Origin of the sequence: Alicyclobacillus fodiniaquatilis, from assembly GCF_042678105.1 — a bacterium.
Taxonomy (GTDB): Bacteria; Bacillota; Bacilli; order Alicyclobacillales; family Alicyclobacillaceae; genus Alicyclobacillus; species Alicyclobacillus fodiniaquatilis.
Genome location: NZ_JBHUCX010000029.1, coordinates 31,222 through 52,025 on the forward strand (window position 1 = coordinate 31,222; position 20,804 = coordinate 52,025).

At 51.4% G+C, this 20,804-nt stretch carries 18 protein-coding genes; 3 read left to right on the forward strand and 15 right to left on the reverse strand.

The features are described 5' to 3' along the window. The first annotated feature begins 53 nt into the window (after window positions 1-53). From murQ to ACFSB2_RS12590, 3 genes are read left to right on the forward strand one after another with little or no spacing between them, the layout of a single operon-like run. Window positions 54-959: an N-acetylmuramic acid 6-phosphate etherase gene (gene murQ, locus ACFSB2_RS12580; RefSeq protein ID WP_377943408.1), complete on the forward strand. Its 906-nt coding sequence runs from the start codon at window positions 54-56 to the stop codon at window positions 957-959. Next, complete coding sequence (locus tag ACFSB2_RS12585; protein ID WP_377943409.1) at window positions 956-2,005, forward strand: serine hydrolase domain-containing protein; 1,050 nt, start codon at window positions 956-958, stop codon at window positions 2,003-2,005. The genes murQ and ACFSB2_RS12585 overlap by 4 nt, the downstream gene beginning before the upstream one ends. 5 nt (window positions 2,006-2,010) lie before the next feature. Beyond that, on the forward strand, window positions 2,011-3,036 hold the full coding sequence (locus ACFSB2_RS12590) for an N-acetylglucosamine kinase (protein WP_377943410.1): 1,026 nt from the start codon (window positions 2,011-2,013) through the stop codon (window positions 3,034-3,036). A 129-nt stretch (window positions 3,037-3,165) separates the two neighbouring features. Here the strand turns inward: ACFSB2_RS12590 and ACFSB2_RS12595 are convergent, their stop codons facing one another. The 15 genes from ACFSB2_RS12595 to ACFSB2_RS12665 all read right to left on the reverse strand — a co-directional run bounded on the left by ACFSB2_RS12595 (window position 3,166) and on the right by ACFSB2_RS12665 (window position 20,796). Further along, on the reverse strand, window positions 3,166-4,350 hold the full coding sequence (locus ACFSB2_RS12595) for an MFS transporter (RefSeq protein WP_377943411.1): 1,185 nt from the start codon (window positions 4,348-4,350) through the stop codon (window positions 3,166-3,168). Between the two features lie 103 nt (window positions 4,351-4,453). Beyond that, entirely contained in the window at window positions 4,454-5,206 is a 753-nt protein-coding gene (locus ACFSB2_RS12600) for a 6-phosphogluconolactonase (RefSeq protein WP_377943412.1), read from the reverse strand. A 39-nt stretch (window positions 5,207-5,245) separates the two neighbouring features. Then, window positions 5,246-6,553, reverse strand: a complete 1,308-nt coding sequence (locus ACFSB2_RS12605; RefSeq protein WP_377943413.1) for a Gfo/Idh/MocA family protein — start codon at window positions 6,551-6,553, stop codon at window positions 5,246-5,248. Between the two features lie 43 nt (window positions 6,554-6,596). Then, window positions 6,597-7,748 carry an N-acetylglucosamine-6-phosphate deacetylase gene (locus ACFSB2_RS12610; protein ID WP_377943414.1) on the reverse strand — a complete coding sequence of 384 codons (1,152 nt, stop codon included), beginning with the start codon at window positions 7,746-7,748 and terminating at the stop codon, window positions 6,597-6,599. A 109-nt stretch (window positions 7,749-7,857) separates the two neighbouring features. Beyond that, window positions 7,858-8,721 carry a sugar phosphate isomerase/epimerase family protein gene (locus ACFSB2_RS12615; RefSeq protein ID WP_377943415.1) on the reverse strand — a complete coding sequence of 288 codons (864 nt, stop codon included), beginning with the start codon at window positions 8,719-8,721 and terminating at the stop codon, window positions 7,858-7,860. 111 nt (window positions 8,722-8,832) lie between these two features. Then, window positions 8,833-10,200, reverse strand: coding sequence for a polysaccharide deacetylase family protein (locus ACFSB2_RS12620; protein ID WP_377943416.1), 1,368 nt, complete (start codon window positions 10,198-10,200; stop codon window positions 8,833-8,835). A gap of 158 nt (window positions 10,201-10,358) precedes the next feature. Further along, entirely contained in the window at window positions 10,359-11,339 is a 981-nt protein-coding gene (locus tag ACFSB2_RS12625; RefSeq protein WP_377943417.1) for a Gfo/Idh/MocA family protein, read from the reverse strand. 196 nt (window positions 11,340-11,535) lie between these two features. Then, window positions 11,536-12,366 carry a sugar phosphate isomerase/epimerase family protein gene (locus ACFSB2_RS12630; RefSeq protein WP_377943418.1) on the reverse strand — a complete coding sequence of 277 codons (831 nt, stop codon included), beginning with the start codon at window positions 12,364-12,366 and terminating at the stop codon, window positions 11,536-11,538. Between the two features lie 214 nt (window positions 12,367-12,580). Further along, entirely contained in the window at window positions 12,581-13,537 is a 957-nt protein-coding gene (locus tag ACFSB2_RS12635) for a Gfo/Idh/MocA family protein (RefSeq protein ID WP_377943419.1), read from the reverse strand. After that, window positions 13,537-14,478, reverse strand: coding sequence for a Gfo/Idh/MocA family protein (locus tag ACFSB2_RS12640; RefSeq protein ID WP_377943420.1), 942 nt, complete (start codon window positions 14,476-14,478; stop codon window positions 13,537-13,539). The genes ACFSB2_RS12635 and ACFSB2_RS12640 overlap by 1 nt, the downstream gene beginning before the upstream one ends. Next, entirely contained in the window at window positions 14,479-15,675 is a 1,197-nt protein-coding gene (locus ACFSB2_RS12645) for an ROK family transcriptional regulator (RefSeq protein WP_377943421.1), read from the reverse strand. A gap of 359 nt (window positions 15,676-16,034) precedes the next feature. Beyond that, a complete protein-coding gene (locus ACFSB2_RS12650; RefSeq protein ID WP_377943422.1) occupies window positions 16,035-17,012 on the reverse strand; it encodes a Gfo/Idh/MocA family protein in 978 nt (325 codons plus the stop codon). A 26-nt stretch (window positions 17,013-17,038) separates the two neighbouring features. Beyond that, a complete protein-coding gene (locus tag ACFSB2_RS12655) occupies window positions 17,039-18,031 on the reverse strand; it encodes a Gfo/Idh/MocA family protein (RefSeq protein ID WP_377943423.1) in 993 nt (330 codons plus the stop codon). An 81-nt stretch (window positions 18,032-18,112) separates the two neighbouring features. Then, a complete protein-coding gene (locus ACFSB2_RS12660; RefSeq protein WP_377943424.1) occupies window positions 18,113-18,805 on the reverse strand; it encodes a phytanoyl-CoA dioxygenase family protein in 693 nt (230 codons plus the stop codon). 167 nt (window positions 18,806-18,972) lie between these two features. Further along, window positions 18,973-20,796, reverse strand: coding sequence for an ABC transporter substrate-binding protein (locus tag ACFSB2_RS12665; RefSeq protein WP_377943425.1), 1,824 nt, complete (start codon window positions 20,794-20,796; stop codon window positions 18,973-18,975). Window positions 20,797-20,804: the final 8 nt, after the last annotated feature.

The window sequence follows — 20,804 nt, forward strand, 5'->3', positions numbered from 1 at the left end:
ATAAACAACCATACTCGTTGGCATAGCGAGTGATGCAGAAAGGCGATGATGTCGTGCTAGAGCAACTGCATACCGAACAACCCAATCCTGCTTCCGAGCGGCTGGATGCATCCAGTTCACTTGAGATCATCACGCTGATGAACCAAGCAGACAAAACGGTCCCCCTCGCCGTGGAGGGTGTTCTGCCAATCATCGCCATAGCCATCGACGCCATTGTCGATCACCTCAAACAGGGCGGCAGGCTATTCTATGTTGGCGCTGGCACAAGCGGCCGCCTCGGTGTGCTCGATGCAGCCGAATGCCCGCCGACCTTCAGCGCGCCACCCGAACTGGTCCAGGCCGTGATGGCAGGCGGGCAACATTCGGTCTTTCAAGCGACAGAGAATGCGGAAGACGACCCTGCCGCTGGCGCGGACGCGCTGGCACAACGGCAGTTGACGGCTTTGGATGCGATTGTGGGCCTCTCGGCCAGCGGGCGCACGCCGTTTGTCATCGGGGCCATCGACTATGCCAAATCTGTCGGCGCTTTGACCATTGCCCTTTGCTGCAACCCACACTCCAGCATCGGAACCCGAGCGGACATCGCCATTGATGTGGATACGGGGCCAGAAGTCCTGATGGGTTCGACTCGCTTGAAGGCTGGAACGGCGCAAAAAATGGTGTTGAACATGTTGAGCACGGGCGTCATGGTGAAAATGGGGAAGGTCTACAAGAACCTGATGGTCGATTTGAAAGCCACCAACTACAAACTCATCGAGCGCTCCAAACGCATCATCATGTTGGCGACCGGTGTGTCCTATGAAATGGCTGATGCCACTTTGGCGACCGCCGACGGCCAAGTCAAGCAGGCCATTCTCATGCTGGAGAAAGACGTCAGCGCGCAAGTGGCCGCACGCCGCTTGGAACAGGCCGATGGCCATCTGCGCGAGGCGTTGCTCATGGAGGAAGATGCCGGATGAAACTCGTGGAGGAAAGGCTGAAGTTGATTTCACCGCTGCTGGAAAAACAGATTGAGCAGGAAAACATTCCAGGCGCTGTCGTCGCGGCAGGCATCGGCAGAGACACACATTACTTGGCAGCGTTCGGATATGCGGAAAACCAAAATCGCGTCGCGCGCAAAATGGAGATAGACACCCTGTTTGATTTGGCCTCGCTGACCAAGGTGGTGGCGACTTTGCCCGCCATCCTGTCGTTGATAGACGACGGCGAGATTCGCTTGAATGATCCAGTTCAACTTTTCATCCCTGAATTCCCAGATACGGCAAAACCAGCGGTCACCATCCGCCATCTGTTGACCCACACGGCGGGACTTGCGCCGCATCGAAAATTCTATCAATTATTTGACAGTCAAGCGCAAATTCGCACTGCGTTGCGCCAAGAGGCGCCCATCAGAGAACCTGGCGCCCACACGGAATATAGCGACATCAGTTTTCTGCTCCTTGGCGAAATTGTGCAAGCCGTCAGTGGCAAACCCCTGGAGGGTTTCGTCCGCGAGCGGATTTTCTCGCCGCTCAACATGGCAAAGACGATGTTTTGCCCGCCCGCATCGCTCTACGAGAAAATTGCGGCGACTGAACACGGCAAGGTCGGTGTCGTGCACGATGAAAATGCAAACGCCCTTGGCGGCGTCGCCGGTCATGCCGGACTGTTTGCGCCAGTGGCAGATCTGATGGCCTACATCGCCATGTGGCTCGGTCACACACCGCTGTTGTCGGAGGCAGTACGCAAGCTGGCGGTGCAAAATCAAACTGCAGGCCTCGCGGGCAATCGCGGGCTGGGCTGGGTGTGCCGCCATGATCCGTACGATCACGCCGGCGACCTCTGGCCAGAAACCACCGTGGGCCACACCGGCTTCACCGGCACCAGCATCGCATTTGATCCCGCTTCAGGACTTTGGCTCATCATCCTCACAAATGCCGTGCATTACGGGCGCGAGAAAAAGGCGATCATCCGTCTGCGCGGACTGTTGCACAATCTGGTCGGCTCGGCCATCGTCATGGGGTGAGAACATTGTCAATCTTCATTGGCGTGGACGGCGGCGGATCGAAAACACAGGTTTTGCTGCTGCATCACGCAAAAGGCGCTTCACTGATGGCGCGCTCCAGCAATCCGCGCACGGTAGGCTGGCAGGAGGCGCAACAGGTCATTTTAGAGGCGATTGACACTTGCCTTGGGGCGCTGCGGTTGAGCGCCAAAGAAGTGCACGGGCTATCTGTCTGCATGGCCGGCGTGGACAGACCTGGTGATATTGCAGGATTGCGCGCTGTTTTCGCACGCGAGTTCCCTGCGGCTGTCATTGAAATCACAAATGATGCGCTGGCGGCGTTATCTGCAGGTACGAAAGGAAAGCCAGGCGTGGTGCTCATCGCAGGCACGGGCTCCATCGCTGTGGGTGAATCCGCGTCGGGCAACGTTGTGCGGGCCGGTGGCTACGGCTATCTACTTGGCGACGAAGGCAGTGGATTTGCCATCGGACGGCAGGGGCTGATGGCGGCCATCCAAAGTGCCGAAGGACGTGGTGCCCAGACCGTCTTGTGGGAGAAAGCAAAAGCAATGTACGCGGCGGCAGACACCTTCGCACTGTTGCCGAAGATCTACGATGCGCCTCACCCAGTAAGCGCCATCGCGCTGTTTGCCAAAGAAGTGCTCGCCGCAGTTGAAGAGGACAAAGACGGTGTGGCCAACGAGATTGTTGCCAAAGCCATTGCCGCGTACACACAGCTCATTCATGCCGTTCTCCGCAAGCTTCCGCCTTCGAACTGCCCGCAGCCAACCGTCGTCCTGGCTGGCGGGCTGTTTGCCAACGCGAATACGCTGGTTCAGCGTCTGATGATCGCGGAACCGGTCATCGACTTCCAACCCCAGACCTGCAGTTCCGCTTCCGGCGCCGCTCTGCGCGCCATCAAAGCAACCTACCAGACACTTGGTATCCAGGAGGCAGACGCAGTGACTTTCTGGCAGTCCAACAGGGACAATTGGAAGAAACAGACGCAGTGTGTGCAGACACCTCTAGGCATCCTGCAATTTGGCGGTTAAAGGACAGCGCGCGACTGAGTGAACGGACGAGGCCGCCAATGCGTGGTTTCCTGAACCATTCCACGCCCTTGACGGCCTTTGTATTCAAACGACAGTGCGCAGCGCAGTTGACAGTGACCACAAACCGCTTTACGCCGATAAATCGGTTACACGCGCCTTTGCAGCAAAATACTGCTGGCCAAACAACAAACCAACTGCAACCACCATCAACATCGCTGGCAGATAAAAAATGTGCGGCGAAAATCCGGAAACCACATTCGGTATCATGTAGCCAATCAGTGACGCCCCTTGACTTAGGACGAAGTACAAAGAGCTGCCAAAGCCCGCTCGGTGCAAAAACATTCTTTGAATGATGCCCATCGTCACCGTGTTGATGACAGAGACAAAGAATGAGTAAATCGGTTGCGCCGCATAAAGCCACGGTAAGGCCGGATGCATCGCATAGACGCAGTAGACGAACAACGCGGCAAAACCGGCAAAGATGGTGACACGCAATCCCCCGTACCGCTGGGCTGCGACACCGGCCAGGGTCATCCAGACAAACTCAAAAATCACTTGCACGCTCCAAAGGTGTGACACGACCGTTGGATTCTTATAAATCGTATCCACCATCAGCGGAAAGTACAATCCACGCACCTGATCACAGCACAAAATCATGAGAACGGCGACGAGGGTTACCCACTCTATGCTCGTGCCTTCTTGGCGTTTGAGCGTTGCAACAGCATGTCTTTCCCGATAGAAAACAAATAAGATCAAGATGATTGCGTAGCAAATCAAATTGCCGATGATGACGCCATGGAACGTGACCAACGTGTACAGTTGCGCGCCCAGGAGCAGCCCGATGAAGAAGCCAATGCTCATTAACGTGCGCAGCCACACAATGCCAATCTCCACGATATCCGGAGCCTCTTCCGCGAAGTGACTGCGCGCCATCGCGTACAATTGGCCGACCATCGCGCCTGAAGGGGTCGTTGAGAGCGCGTAAAAGATGAGCGCTGTGATAAATGAGTTGGCGTGATCGTACCCAAAAAGTCCGCATATGGATATGGCTGAAGCAATGATGGGGAGGTACTTGCGATTCTTCATATGATCGCTTAAGAGGCCGCTAAAAAAAGTGACAGACATATTGATGACGAGCGTGATGGAAACCAATAAGGAGATTTCAAGTTTGCTCAAATGCAGGCCGTTTTTTAAGTAAATGGCATTCATTGGCCCCAGAATCCCTGTGCCGCAGCCGTAGACTAACATCGCGGCCAGTATCTTCCAAACGCCCGGAATGCGGAAAAAGCGAATTAAGCCCGTCAAAATAGACATGTAAGGCATTCTCCTGTCATACGTCATCGGCGCTTCGCCATATCGACATCATCACGCCGATTTTGCGTCTTCGAACATGGGTGCGCTTTCTAAGCGTGCTGCGTTACTCCGAAGTTGCGAGTGAATTCACATCGATCAGTGAAGCCGATGCCTCATCGAGAAACAGTGTAACATGCGGGTGGGTCTTCAGTATGGTTGCGGGCACCTGATTTGTCACTTCATGCTCGAACAGACTCCGAATCGCCTTGGCTTTCACCGCATATGGAACACACGATACAATAACTTTGCACTGCATGATTTGATGGGCCGTCATCGAAATGGCCTGCCGCGGAACCTCCTCCATCGTCTTAAACCAGCCTTCGGAAACCTGTTGCTGCTTGCAAGCCTCATCCAAATTGACGACGATATAGGCTTCTTTTGTGTCAAAATCTGCGGGCGGATCATTAAAGGCGATGTGCGCGTTTTCACCGACGCCAATCAGGCCCAAATCAATCGGCGCCTTGCGGATTTCGTTGGTCAAATCCAGTATGTTTTGCGCCACATCCCCTTCTGGATTGACGAAATGCGCCTTGGCCAAAGGAAGAAGATCCGTAAATTTCTCTTTCAAATATTTACGGAAACTTGCGGGATGGTCGCTAGCGAGATTCATATACTCATCTAGATGAAACATCTCGACTTTGCGCCAATCGACATCCATTTGCACCAGCGCTTTGAGCGTATCGAGCTGCGAGGCGCCTGTGGATAGTGTGAGTCTGGCGTATCCCTGCTCGGCGATGGCCTCATTCAAGATTTGCGCTGCATATCTAGCTGCTGCAGCCCCCAGTTCTTCAGACGTTCTGTAGACTTTCGTATCCATGGATGGCATCTCCTCTACTGTGGTGTGGTGTGATATCCATTACCTGAGTAGTTCTTCTATGCCGACAAATCGCTTTTCCGCCATTGACACATTTGCCGCAATGCCGATTAAGCAGGACATCGCACCTTCCCGTGAACCAGCCAAGTGTTTCAGCGCATCCTCCTCACCAACGGCTAGGAACAAATCGTCCCGCAAACGTTGGTCCCCGCCGCCGTGCATGCCTTCCTCAATGGGCACATCAAAGGTCTGCACCCCGCCGAACAATGGATAGAAGCGCACCGTATGGGCATTGACGACGTCTGACGTCTGCGCAGTCGCCTGCTCCCAGTTCACACGCTTGCGCACAGATGACTGGCTGCGCATTTGCAATTGCGTTTGATCCGGCTGTGTGACAAAGCACTCCGGCTCAAACGCCTCCAACCGCCCCTTGCTGCCGTTGAAGGCCACGCGCCAACCTTCAAAAGCGGTGGCGGCAGTCAATGAATAGGTCATTTGCACGCCTCTGTCATACTGCACTATCAGCGACATGGTGTCCTCTATATCCGTATCTTCAGAAAATACACATGCGTCGCGCACATAGCCATCGTGCTGTTCCTGCTCCAAATAGAGCGACTTCATGCCAGGCGCGGAGATATCCATGTAAAATGCGCAGTCCTCTGTTACTTGACAGGTCAGACAACGCTCCCCATGCATTGGTTGACGATGTGGCGCGTAATAGCGCCTGCTGCCCATGGCCGCGACCTCTACAGGGTCCAATTCAAGCCACCAATTCACCAAGTCAAAGTGATGCGTCGCTTTATGGACCAAGAGGCCACCCGAATTCTCTTTCTTCCGATGCCAACGCCGGAAGTAGTCGACACCATGAACGGTGTCCAGATACCAATGGAACTCCACCGAATGGATTTCGCCTACAATCCCCGCTTGGATCAATTGCTTGATTTTCGTCCGATAGGGCACATAGCGGGCATTGAAAGTGACTTGGACCTTTCTTCCTGTCTCTTTTTCCGCAGCGAGAATGGCCCTGCATTTCTCCGCATTCACGGTCAAAGGCTTTTCGGTGATGACGTCCTTGCCGCGCCGCAACGCCTTGATGATAAACTCGTCGTGCGTCGCGTCTTTCGTTGTCACAATCACGCAATCACAAGGCACTGTATCCAGCATTTCATCAAAATCCGTAAAACCCTGGACGTCGGCGCCCAACTGTTCTCTTGCCAGATGAACACGGCCAAGATTGAGATCGCAAACGCCAGTGAGACAAGCGGTTTCAGGATAATCGGTGACCAAAGGTTTCGCCCACATGCTCATGCCGCGCGAGCCCACGCCCACTAGACAGTAATTCTTTCTCAATGGTTCCTCCTCCTCTTGCAACCACAAAATGGCACAGGGACATTCATCCTGTATACACCAAGCGTCCTCGCTTATAGGTTTGTAAGATTTGAATGTGACCACCATCTGCAAAGAAGAGGACGAGATCTGCAGGACCGTTGACTGCAAGCCCGCCTTCTGTCTCTAACTGCATAAATGAGGACGGTCGCATCGACGCCATTGCCCACGCTTCTGATAGAGAAGCGAGATTGTGGAATACCAAATTCTGAATGCCCGCCGGCAGCATCTGTGCAGAACCGGCGAGGATTTCTGGCGTGTCGGCCAAAGACAGCTTCCCCGCTGGCGACAGCACAACCTTGCCACCGACTGGTGAATCGTATGCTCCGGGCGGCATCCCGGCCAGCGCCACCGCATCCGATACCAACATCGCCCGGTTGCCTTTCACCCTTGTCACCACTTTGAGCACAGATGCAGGCAAATGAAAGCCGTCAGCGATGACACAGGCCCAGAGTTCATCACAGGCCAACTGTTCCCAGATATAGTTTGGGTGCCGCGGCAGCATCACATGCGCCCCATTGCCCAGATGTGTCGACAGGCGCGCCCCCGCTTGCACGGCCAAACGAATTTGCTCCGGTGTCGCCGCCGTGTGCCCAATGGACACCGTCACGCCCGCGCGTACGCATTTGGCGATAAAATCCGTTGCCTCTGGCCACTCCGGAGATAGGGTGATGATCTTTATCCTGCCTCCGGCGGCCGCCTGCCACCGCTCAAACAACGTCCAATCCGGCGCTTTGATGTACTGCGGATCATGCGCGCCGCGCGCGCCCTGTTGAGGGGAGATGAACGGCCCCTCAACATGAATGCCTGCAATGCAATCAGCCACATCCGGATGGCGCTCACAGACGCGCGCGATGGTGCGAACGGCCGCTTCTATCCTCGCGTCGGATTGGGTGATGACCGTCGGGAAATAGCTCGTTACGCCTTCCTTCCACAAAGCTTGTGTGATGCGCACGACGTCGTGATCGACAAAGGGAATGGCGTTGAAATCCATGCCGCCGTAGCCGTTTATCTGCAAGTCCACGAGACCAGGCGCAATCATGGGCAGAACCGATTGATCCCATTTGGCGATTGGCGTCACGCTTGAAATAACACCGTTGTCCATCTCCACTGCAACAGGTTCCCCAGTCTGAAAGTGAATCCCCTCAATGCGTTTCATCCCATGCACCTCGCTCGATGATGCCAAGTCGGAAAATCACGCGTTCTGCCGATGTCCATCGCCTATTGCGCCGCGCTGCAGCACAGATGTCTAGAAAGACAGCCCCCGATTAGACTGCATCCCAAATCCGGCGGGCATTGTCCATGCCGATTTTGGATCCGGCCCGGCAATCCTCCATCCCTTCAAACTCAATGGAGATATAGCCGTCGTAGCCGGACTGCTTGACCAGGCGAATCACTTCCCACATATCGATATCCCCATGCCCGACGATGGCGCCGCGCAAGAAGTTGCCGCCCGCCGTCTGGAACCAACCGTCGCCAGGGTTGCGATACGAAGGCCGCAGGTAAAAATCTTTTAAATGCACAACCGAAGCATAGGGCAGGTTTTTCTGCACGGAAACAGGCGATTGTTCATCGGCGCACATAAAGTTGCCGACATCCAACGTCGTCCTGAAATTGTCGCGATCCACCGCTTTGACCAACCGCAACACCCGATCACTCGCCTGGACGAAATAGCCGTGGTTCTCCACGCTCGTCGTGATGCCATACTGCTTCGCGTGATCGGCAATCCTGCGACAAGCATCGGCGATGCGAGGCAGATCTTGCTCAAACTGATCCAGCGTCGCTTCCGGTATCGGCCGCCATGCCACATCGTGGCGCATGAACTTCACCCCAAGCCGATTGGCGATCTCGACTTCACCTTTCACCCGTTCGATCTCCGCTTCATAAGCCGCGTCACTGTCTTGGATAAAGTTGGCCCCTATCGCATAGTTGGAGACATCAATGCCAACCTTTGCCGCCCGCTCCCGAATTTGATCTACCAATTCAGGATTGTCAGACAACGTATATCCGATAGGTACAATTTCCACGTGCTCGCCGCCATTTTCGGCAATCCAGTCAATGACCTCTAAAACGTTCATTTCCTTTTTGTTGAGCGCTTGAAAAAAGCTGTACGTGCTAAGACCAATTTTCATGATGAAACACTCCTTGTAAGAACTGCGGTCTATGCCGAGCGCCGAATTTTGCTTGGCGCGTTGTGCGATCTTGTTTGATTTTCAACTGTAGTTTTAGCACAAAACAAGCGATTAAAATAGTGCAGGTTTGAGCGTCCATGTCTGCAATTCAGAGAGAGAGACAATGTTCGGCGCAGTAAACTCGGGCGGGAACACCACCCATTTTGGTCCCCACAGCACTTCCTTTTTGGCGTGCTGCGCGCTTTTTAACGTCCCTTTCACGATGGCAACCGAATCTTCTTCAGATAAATCATGCGCGATGATGTACGCCAACGTGCATGCCATATCTACCGGATTCACGCGCTGTCCGGCGACGGTAAAAGCATCTGGCAACTGTTTATCCAAATAGATGGATGGATAAGCACAACGGTCTGACGAAATGGCTTGAATGATGTCCCGAACCTTGACGGACCCGACGAAGTCACTGTCCACGTGCTGCTCTGGTCCATATAACATCTCTGCTGGAAAGGGCTGTTTGCATAAGTATTTGTAAAAGAGCATGAAGAGATCAGAGGCGCTGATAGACTTATGGTTGTGCACCGTAAAATACAGGTCTTGCCCGACGTCTGCGGCGATCTCGCGAATTTCCTCGTCACCAAGTGACACTTGTGGGGCATGCGCCAATGCCAAGGCCTCATCTGCCGTAATGTAACGAACTTGCTCTTTTGTGAGGGTGTAGCGCAAAAATTCGCCCAACATCTCCAGATAATGCTTCATTTCCTCACCGGATCGCAAAGGCGGAATGCGCCACTGTTCTTTGGGTGTGTTCACACCCAACGCGTAATTATGACCATCCCAGAATTCCTTTGTCGCAAATTCGCAGGGGTGATAAAAAATGCTGATGAACCCCCCGTCATCCAACCGCACTTGATGGTGCTTATCAAACACCTGTATCGCTTTGTCCAGCCCGCCCTCCTCTAATTCCATGCGCATGGTCGCCCTAATATCTGTCAGGTTGAGCACCCCGCCATACCAGAACGGAACACCGTCCAACCGAACCTGGTCATGACAGTCCAAATATACAGGCAGCCCCCAGTGTCTCAAGGTCGGGAACGCCTGCGGCGCCCACGAGTAGCCCGCTTGCCCGTAACATCTCGCCGTCTTGCTCACACGCTTTTGGAGCGACTGCAAACCAGGTAACTCGGTCGCTTCAAACTTTTGCACCCCATCGCGAAACCCGTACGCCTCCAAATACTCGCTGACTGTTGGATGATAACTGTGCAAATCTGTGTGGAACCCGATACCATGGTTGTTCAACCTCGCGAAAATATCATCGCGCCTGTTCTCTTCTAATCTTCTGACCTTTTGGCCAACGATTTTAAAAGTGCCTTTAATAGACAACGAATCCAGCAATTCTAACAACCCATAGAGGGCATCATCAGATTCTTTGGTGATGTAATCCTCCACGTCAAACCACAGCAACACGTTTACTGTTTTCACCAAGCCGTCCCCCCTGAGCTGGCATGAGAGGCCGCCAAAGCGCACCTCTCACACCACGCCTATATCATTGGAGCGTTTTGCAAAGCCACAGGCTTCATGTGCGACAAGCTGCGTCCAACGTCGCCAACCGCAGCCGACAACTGCTGGAGTGTGTTATCTCAAAGATGAACCCCTAGGTTTAAAAGTTGCACCGTTTCTCCGGTTTGCGCCGATTCATTTGCGGCAAGCGTCACGGCCAATGTCTTCAACGCTTCGTCATAAGGGACGAGAATCAAAGACCTATCCCCAGTCTCCAGGGCCTGAAGGAACGCCAAATCCTGCTCTTTGTAAAAATCCACATTGGATTTTTTGATGACGGTCTTTTCTTTCTCGACGATGGTCAACGTTCCACCGTCCACGGTCAACCGGAACCCATTGCCCATTACTTCCAATCCCGAGCGGTGATCCGGTTGTAGGAATGTAGTCCGAACATGCCCGACTCCGCCATCTTTAAACGCCACATTGACGGTGCCGACATCATAGATATCGAGATGCTCGATGTCCTTCGACGCCACCAGGCTCATGAACGCCTGCACCGACGTCACTTCACCGCCCAAATACCTCAACAAATCCACGATGTGCGTGGTTTGTTCAACAAGCTGGCCGCCGGATTTCTCCATCACGCGCCACCAAGGCGTCGGCACAAACGAAGTGCAGTAATAGCCATCGACTAAGGCCACCTGCTTGTCCGCCAAATAAGTCTTTGCCTCCTGGGCAATATCCCAATAGCGCAAACAGTATCCTGTGCCAGAGATGACGCCAGACTGACGAATCACGTCCGCTTTCGCTTGGACAACCGCCAAATCCAGTCCCAACGGCTTTTCCACAAAAATGTGGATGCCCCTCTTCACCACTTCTTCTTCGATGGCGCCATGCGCAAACGGCGGCACACAGACGAACACAGCGTCCAATTTTTCGCTATCCAACATCTTGATGCTATCTGTGTACGCGACCGCGCCGTATTTCTCCGCTGAAGACGTCGCCGCCTGCTCGTTGATGTCACTGACGGCGATCACGTCGGCGATGCCCGACTCCTTCACATTCTTCAGGTGCGCTTGCGCAATGCCACCGACGCCAATAAAACCGATTCTCAATGTCAAAACCAGACACTCCCATCCTGAAAATGAGCTTATTTTTTTGTGTATATTGTCCGAGATGACGAAATCGACTGACATTTCTATGATTCTACTCTACATCATGTGATACCTTTGCGTGCGCCATCCGCGCTGCCTTGGTTGACTGGTATTTTCTCAGATTGCTGGTCGAGATGGCATCACGCATGGCGGCGTTCTACCCTCAGATTGATTCACAATCGATAATGAAACTCATTTGCCGTGATGTATCGTGAATCATCTGATTGGCATCCACTTTGTAAGGCGACAACTCTGCTGTGATGTAGTCGTCATAGCCGACATCGCGCAGCGCTTGCCGCACAGCTTTCCAGTCCACGTCACCGGACAGCAACGGCACAAACCCGGTGATGTTGCCGACACTCGTCGAGAAATCCTTGACGTGCACTTTGACAATGCGCTCGCCCAGTGAACGTATCCACTGCTCTGGAAAGCCGAAGTTCAACACGTTGCCCACGTCGAAATAAGCGCCGACAAAGGCGGAGGACAGCTCATCGATGTAGCGGACCATGTCGGTCGGCGACAACAGGAATTTGTTCCAGACGTTCTCCACGCCAATTTTGACGCCAAGCTGCTCAGCATAAGGCGCCAATTGAGCCAACTCCTGTTGACTGCGCGTCCAGCAATCTTCATATGACGTCTCCTTGTCCACTCGTCCTGGCACGACCAAAATCGCATCCATTTCCAGTGCAGACGCAAGTTCCAACTGCTTGCGCACAATACGGACCCCCTTGGCGCGCACATCTGCACTTGCCGCAGACAAAGGAGACTGCCACAAAAGGCCGTTGGACAAACTTTTCAGCTCCAGCCCATGGTCAGCTGCCATTTTTTTGATGGCCTTCGCTTCCGCATCGGTGGTATCCAACGTCAGCCCGACGCCACCTGGCTCGTATATGTTCAACTCCACCCCATCGAGACCAGCGGCCTGGCTGACTTCAAACACTTGCTTCAAAGACGTTCCGTCTGGAAAACACCATTGATTGACTGCTTTTTTCATTCTGCATTTCTCCTAACCTGAAATAATGCGGTACCTTGTTGCCACGCCGTCCGAGATGCCTTGCGGAACCCACCACGCATGGTGTGCTTTTCTTTGGCAGCCCCGTTCATGATATATTCAGAGCCTTCCGCAAAAACAACAGCTTATCGGCTACCCTTTCTTCCTGTAAAGGCGATACCTTAAACGACCAAGCGCTGTAGGAAGATAAATAGAATCAAAAAATGGAACTAAGGACCAAAGTGCTCGTCTTCGTAGATCTACCAATTGCCTGCATCACTCGCCCCACGCGAGCACAGTCCCTGAACCGCGGCAATTGCAAACTCGTCGCATCTTCGCCAGCGACCAAACGCAAAAATTCGCTTATCAGCAAGACCATCGGCTCATCTCCATAGCGCAAGATGGTTGTGCGCGCCTTGGTTCGCTCCTCCACGCGCTGGCCATACGCGCGCATGTCGCAAGTCCCCAGTGTGCCGACGACAGACAACGAGAAATTGCGGTCGTCTGTATCAGGCGGTGCTTCTGGACTGATTGACGCCAAGCCTGCGATCACGCCGTTGTCAAACACCATTTGAACACTTCCTACACGGTTGCTCGCCTTTTCTTGAGTCAGCAGATTGGTTGTTGCCCCATATACACTTTTTACGTCGGACTGCAACAACCACAGGATGGTATCGACAAGGTGCATGGTCGTCCTGATGAAGGCGTTCTCATCTGCCACCTGCTCTCCCCAAAAAGTCGTAACGCCTGTATTACTGACACCATGCACGCCGACAATTTCACCTAGCCGCCCCGACTCGATGGTGTCTTTCAGATTGCCGACAACAGGACTCATCCGCATCGGAAATGCCGGGATGAGCAGCACTTCGTCTTTATCTGCTTCGGCAAGCAAGCTTCGGGTATCCTTATCAACCATGTCTATCACTGGCTCACACAACAGCGGCTTCCCCAATTGCAGGACTTGCAATACATCTGCGAAACGACATTCATCATGTCCGAGCACAATGACGCCATCCACCTCGTTGATGAACGTTTCCACAGTGCTTTCGCCATGGGCTGCCCCATCTGATCCACGCTGCCAAATCATCACGTCTGTTACGCCCAAATCCTGTTTTAGACATCGAATCAATGCCTCGGACGGACCATGCTGATAAGAAAGAATCCCGATCTTCATCAAGACACCTCCGAAACGGAAATCGGCGCTTTGTTCCTTGCAGACTGAATCGCAGCTAGCGCCACTTTCAGACTTTCCCCCGCGTCATGTAAAGAGATCGGACTTTTGGTATCCTCTTGAATACAGCGAATAAAATCCTTGAATTGGCGTGTCCACGGATCTTCTCTGAACGGTGTCAATGGCACCTCAACGGCTGCCACAGACGACTCGTCGGCGTGGACCACCATCGGGTTGGACTCGTGGTTGTCATGCACCCAGTGATGTCCATCAACCTGGACCTCGATGTGAGTGTGAAACCCACCTGTATACATCCAGCTCACTTCGATTTGAGACACACTCTGATTTTCGTGGTGCAACGTGATGAGCGCATACGTCTCGTCCAGACCTGCCGTTTGCGCGAAAACACAGGCAACCGGGCCAAACATCAACCGCGCAAAATCGATGTCGTGCAAAGCCAAATCCAGGATGATCCCCCCGGACTGCCGTGTGTTCAAAAACCAGTCGCCGCTGCCTTGGGGACGCTTCGCTCTCCGATTTGCCAACAGCATCCCAGCTTTGCCGACTGCCCGCGCCCGCTCCAAAATCAGCCGATAGTCTGGAAAATAGCGCAGTACATGCCCCACCATCACTTTCACTTGCGCCTTTTGCGCAGCGGAGTGCAGCCGCTCCAACTCACTCCACTCGCGCGCAACCGGCTTTTCAATAAACACGTGCTTCCCATACTCAAGCGCCAATTCGGCAACCTCGGCATGCAAGTGTGTAGGCAAGCAGACATCAACGATATTTACATTTTCATCTCGAAACGCTTGTGCCAATTGGTTACGAGGCTGTGTGATACGCTCCGGCCATACTTGACATCGTACATCCGGAATACTGGCATACACCTTTTGATGAATCGCACCCATACTGCCTTTGCCAAGCAGAAGCACCCCAAGCGCCACCTATGACCACCCTCCTACGTCAGATAAGCTGACTGCATTGAACATGCGGGCTAAGCTCAATGCCCCTACACCGACCAACCCCGCGGACGGACCCAAAGATGCTTTGACGATATGCGGTTTATCACGCATCCGCGGCAACAGTACCGACAGAATCTCCTCTTTGATTGCTGAAAACATCACATCCCCTGCCGCCATGACACCGCCGCCAATGACGATGGTGTCAAGGTTTAATACGTTGGTCAGGTTACCTACCGTATGTCCAATCTTTTTCCCAGCATCCGTCACAATTTCACAACTGACAGCATCCTTCTGTTCAGCAAGTGCAATGACTGTTTTCCCATCGACCCCGTCCGCGCCCGGCGTTGCCCTGCTTCGCTGCACATATGTGCGGGCAAGCGCTGGCCCGGATGCAATGGCCTCAAGACAGCCGCGTTTTCCACATCTGCACATCGGGCCGCCGTGCTCTACCGTGACATGCCCGATCTCGCCAGCCATGTCGTTTGAACCAGTAAAAAGCCGACCATTTAAAATCAGCCCTGCGCCAATCCCTGTGCCAATGGACACATATACGACATTTGATTGGCCGCGCGACGCGCCATACACGAATTCCGCATAAGCCGCAGCATTTGTGTCATGTTCGATGACCGGAACGAAACCGAGTGCAGCTTTCAGCCGTTCCGCGAGCGGGAAATCATGCCACCCCAGGTTATCCGCTTCAATGACGACGCCATTCAAACAATCGACGATACCAGAAGTACAAATACCCATCCCGAGGATCTTCCACGCCTGATCTTCACAGTACTGACGCGTGTCAGAAATGACTTCCATCAGTTTCTGAAAGACACTTTCGCCACCTTCGGGCGGCGTTGAGTAAACCCACTGTTGTCGTACATGCATGACCAGATCCAAGACGCCAACGGAGATTTTCGTCCCACCCAGGTCAACGCTGATAAAGTATCCACCTTCCGGATTCATTTCCAACAATTTCGGCCGTCGCCCACCCGAAGATGTGGCATACCCGCACTCGCGAATCAAATCGCTGGCATGGAGCTGGTTGATGAGTGTAAACACAGTGCTCGGTGAAAGCCCTGTATGTTGTACGAGATCTCGCTGTGAAATCGGCGCCTGCTCCTGAATCATTTGCAGGACTAGACTCAAATTGATATCTCGCAATAACCGATGATTCGCCGTGTTCATTTAGAAACCACCCTAGCAAAAAAATCTCTGTCTAGATACTCATTACTTTTTTCGTTTGAAAAAGTATCTATGTGTCAAATGATACGATCAATTTTAAGAATATTCAATAGTGTCTGGAATGAAAGTATTATTTTTATCAAGTGACGTAGAAATGAGTGGTGTATAACGAAGTCTTGCAGCAACAATCCCAATTCAGCATGGCACGCCTTCTCATATACCTGCTCGTTGTTTCAGTGCCCCCACAGCGGCTAGGAACAAACACCCTGCAAGCGAGTTGTCCCTGCCGCCATGCATTTTCTTCTGTGACGTGCACGTCACAGATCCTTACACACCGAACAACGGATAGAAGCCTTATCCATTCAACGCAAGAAAACGGGTTGCCCTGTCCTCGCTGACTGATACGCCGCCAAAGCGACCTCCATAGCGCGTAACCCATCCTCACCACTGATAGATGGCGTACGTTGTTCCTGGATACATGCTACAAAATCTGAGATTAAGGCTAAATCACTGTTATCTCCCCAATGTCTATAGCCAAACTGATTCGTTTTATCACTGTATACTCCAAAATTCTGAGCAAGCGCATCGACATGCGTAGTGCCGCCTGTCCCTACGATTTCCATCGTGACATCTCCCCACGTCGGAAATGATTTGCACCTAGACCAACTAGGATCATGAGAAGCGATAACCCCGTTCTCAAACTCCAACATGAGCAAGCCGCAATCATCGGATGGGATATCATTGAAGCGAGTATCAATCTCTGCGTATACTTCACGAACCTCGCTCTTCAGATACCAGCGCATAATATCAATAACATGAACGGTGTGATCCATCACAGCCCCGCCCCCCGACAATTCCGGGTCCACAAACCACCCACCAGGATTCCGTCCACGATTTGTCCCTCTTACGGTCAAAATGCGCCCTAGTTTATCCTCATCAATCATTCGCTTCACCCTCTGCACAGGTGTGCTAAAACGAACAGGAAAGGCAATTTGTAGTTTGACCTGATTTTGTTCACATGCGGCTATCATTTTTTTTGCATCTTCCACATTGGTTGAAATCGGTTTTTCACAAAGAATATGTTTCTTTGCATGTGCGGCGGCAATGACCATTTCAGCATGCCTCGCGTTTTCACTGCAGATAACCACTGCATCTACATCCTGCGCGAGCAGCTCTTGATAATCTTTATAAAATTGCGTGCCAAACTGCTGGGCCATCTTCCGCCCCCGCTCCTCTGACTCATCTGCAATCATGGTCAATTCCACACCGTCAATTTGACGCAAGCAATTGGCGTAACTGTAGGCATGCATGTGTGCAAAACTGATAATCCCTATTTTCATTTTCCACACTCCCCGTTAGATTTTTGCTACATCAACTTTACAACCGACCCCGTTTGCGCAGATTCTAGTGCAGCCAAACTGATTTCTAACGCCTTGTAGGCATCTTCCGCCCGTACAATTGGCTCCTTGTTTTGGGCAATACAATCGACAAAATGCTCAAGTTCCAACTGATAGGGGCTTTTTTGCAACGGGCTTTCTGGAACCGCGACACCACTGCCTCCTGCCGCCGTCGTACGCAAGGAGGTGTGAATCGGTGCCGCTTGCGCACTGTCATAATGGACGATGCCCTCTCGGCCGCACACTTCCAATTCAGTACGAAAACCACCAGGATAAGCCCAAGATCCTTCCACATGCGCTATCACACCGTTTTTAAAACGCAGGCTGACAAAGGCGTGATCGAACCGATTCAACTCACGACCGAGCAAGCTCTTCGCATACACCCGTTCAACTTCACCAAAACACCACCGTAAATAATCGATATCATGAATCATCAAATCCACAATGAGCGATCCGCTCTTTGCAACGTTTGCGTACCAATCTCCCCAGGACCCACCTGGAAAACCTCCGCCTCTGAATGCGTGAACAGTACCAATTTCTCCGATTTCCCCTGCCTTCAATGTGTCATAAATTTGCTTATATTCTGGGAAAAAGCGAACCACTTGCCCGATGAACAAACGTACGCCCGCCTCTTTGCAGATTTGAATCATTTCTGCTGCTTCTTGCAACGTCCTCGTAATCGGTTTCTCGCATATCACATGCTTTTTGGCTGCTGACGCTTGATAAACAAAGCTTTTATGCAAGTAGGTTGGCACACAGATGTCTATGATATCGGGATCTTCCGTCGTCAATAGTTCATCAAAGGTGCTAAAAGCGCTCGTACTACACTTTTGCGCCAACGCTTCTGCTTTTTCTCCTCGTATATCCACGATGCCAACCAACTTGGCATTGGTCATTTTCACATAGGAATGCGCATGTGTACTCCCCATTGTGCCGGCACCGATAACGGCTACTTTCAACATCGGCTTCCCCTCCGCGGATTCGTTATTTATTGACTTGCACAATTGTTCAGTTAAATCACATTGTATAAAATGCAATAATGCTTACTCACATATAATAGGAAAAGATGCGACGGCCCAGTCATAACTAGGATCAGGCTGGGTCCCATCTTTGTATGTGCTAATAAGTGCCCAGCGGTCCTCCCCTGAAACATTTGGATGCGATGCATGAAGAAGTAAGTCATGAAAAAACACAGCACCACCTGCCTTAATCGGCAAACTAACAACTGTCGCGTCATCAATGTCGTCTGGATTCATTCGGTTGATAAAACCAAAATTGTCATGCACCTCTCCACGATGCAACAGTTCTCCTCTAAGATGTGACCCAAGAATGACTTTCAAACATCCGTTTTTAATAGTGGCATCATCAAGAGCAACCCAAACAGAAAGCTTGTGACTCCCTTTCCAGTAAGGCCAATCTTGGTGCCATGGGGATCCAAAATCAGTGGTTGCATTTTTAAAAACAACCTTATCACTTAAAAATACAATTTGCTTACCAATAACATTCTGAAGCACATTGATGATTCTTCTGTCAGCAGCGATTTTCTTAAAAAGGTCGCTATTAGCTGAAAGACCAACGAATACGCCGTTACTCGCATCATTTTCTCTAGAAAAGACTCCTTTCTTATTTAGGAGAGCTTTGATTTCAGCTTTCATTGAACGAATTTCCTCTTGCGTAAATACATCACTTGCCACAATGTATCCCTTAGACTCGTATTGCTGTTTTAAATCCTCCATTATCTTTCCCTCCATATCAATATGAAATATCTAGAATGCGATATACTCAATAAAGATATATTGCAATTATGCGATACTTTGATTCACTCATACCTATGAAATCGTCTTACAAAGACGGACGGGATGTTTTAATCACCATCCCGCCTGCCCGAAATCCTGCGCGCCCCTTAACTCTTGCTGTGAACATAACCAAGATCCATCCACTCAAATGGAGCGAAATAATACTGTGAATCTAGCACCAATGAATCATTGGTCGGGTAGTCGGTATAGTAGAGATCATTCACAAACCCATTTACCATCTCATCTTCGGTTGGAATCATGGGTACGGTTTGATTGAAGGCCCTAGCCAGTTTGTATACATCTTCTTTCACTTTGTTCTTATCGCTCGTCTGCACCAATTGCAAAGTCAGTTCACCTGGATTGATTTTACCCACCCCTTTTACGTTTAACGTCACAGGAGTTTGAATATAGTTCCCTTGTTGTACAGAAGAAGTGTGCTTAAGTGTGCCATTCACTTGGCTATAGCCATCAGCCGCGCCATAGATAGAGCTATAACCGAGATATCCGTTTGGCCCACCGTTATCCCAATAAAAGGAGATGGGATAATCGCCCAGCGCCTGATTATGCGCCCATGCTGTCGCATTTACTACATCGTGGATTGTGGGAATTCCGAAACTGGTCAACGCATTCGCGATATAACTTCCGCCCACGTTCCAATCAGCATCTCCAGCGCAATCATAGAGGGTTATCTTCCATGGCTGCCCATTCGGCAGCAACCACTGACCGTTAGAGCCTTTTTTAAATCCAACTGACTCTAACAGGCTCGTGGCTTTCTTTGGGTTGTAATTATATGGGTTAAGCTGTTTTAATTGTGATGCTGAAAGGTATGACTGAAGCACCCCATTCCCCAGACCGGTAACCATAGGTATATCTTTGCTTGGCGTATAGGGCATCTCAATTTTGGATGTAAACTGACGGTTAATTACGTATGCCAAAGCTTGTCTGACCTGCACTATGTTATATGGATAGGACTTTTCATTAAAAAGTAATCCTGAAAATGAGTATTCTGGTATAGCGAAAAATTGATTGCCTGGTGTACGGCTTGCGGCCTTCTCAACATTCAGCGGCATCCCAGATGTGGCTTCGTCTGTCTTTCCGGAGGTCATCAAGGCAAACGTATTTGGTCCACCCGTATAGTTATACAACACTGCATTTTGCACCTTAATTTTGTTTGCGTCCCAGTACAATGGATTCTTGGTGGCCGTCTCCTGCCCTGTGTTAACCCCTGTGACAACAAATGGCCCATCGCTAATCCTCCCAAGCTTGGTCGAAGGATTGTACGCCTGCAATTTTGCTCCAATCGCTGTGAGTTTTTTCGAAGCTTGTGTAGCTAAAGTTTGCAACTTCTGATTGGCACCCAAATATTGAGATTCAGCAATCAGTGTCCAAGTGTCAGAAGGTAGAAATTCCCCATAAACTTGAGCCGGCGTGATCACCTGCTGAAGAATTTGATTTTCGAACAAATTAAACGGCGCTGGATCTCTTTTGAATATCACTTCATGCGGATTGACTATCTTGATGGCTTGTAGTTCGTACGAATCTTGACCAGTCGCCGCTAAAGCAGCAAAAGTGGTCTTTACATCCTCTGCTGTGACGGGCTTTCCATTTGACCACTTTGCATCAGTTCGCAACCACACAGTGAGAGAACGCCCATCTCGAGATAAACTCCACTTTGTGGCTAAAGAGGGCCAAAATGCATTCACATCAGAAGTATTCTTTGTCCAAGCGAGCGGCATAAGCACCATACCTGCCGGTTCATAATAGCTGCCGTTATATTTGTTCATAGGCGCGCCTGGATTGATTGTGGTGATTGTAGTAAATGGATGACTAGAGGATGTTTGGTTTGCGGATGTCTGCCCATTGGAATTACCGCATCCGGTCAAAACGGTGAATGCACAGGTAACGAGTCCAATTACCGTTACTTTCTTCATAACAGATC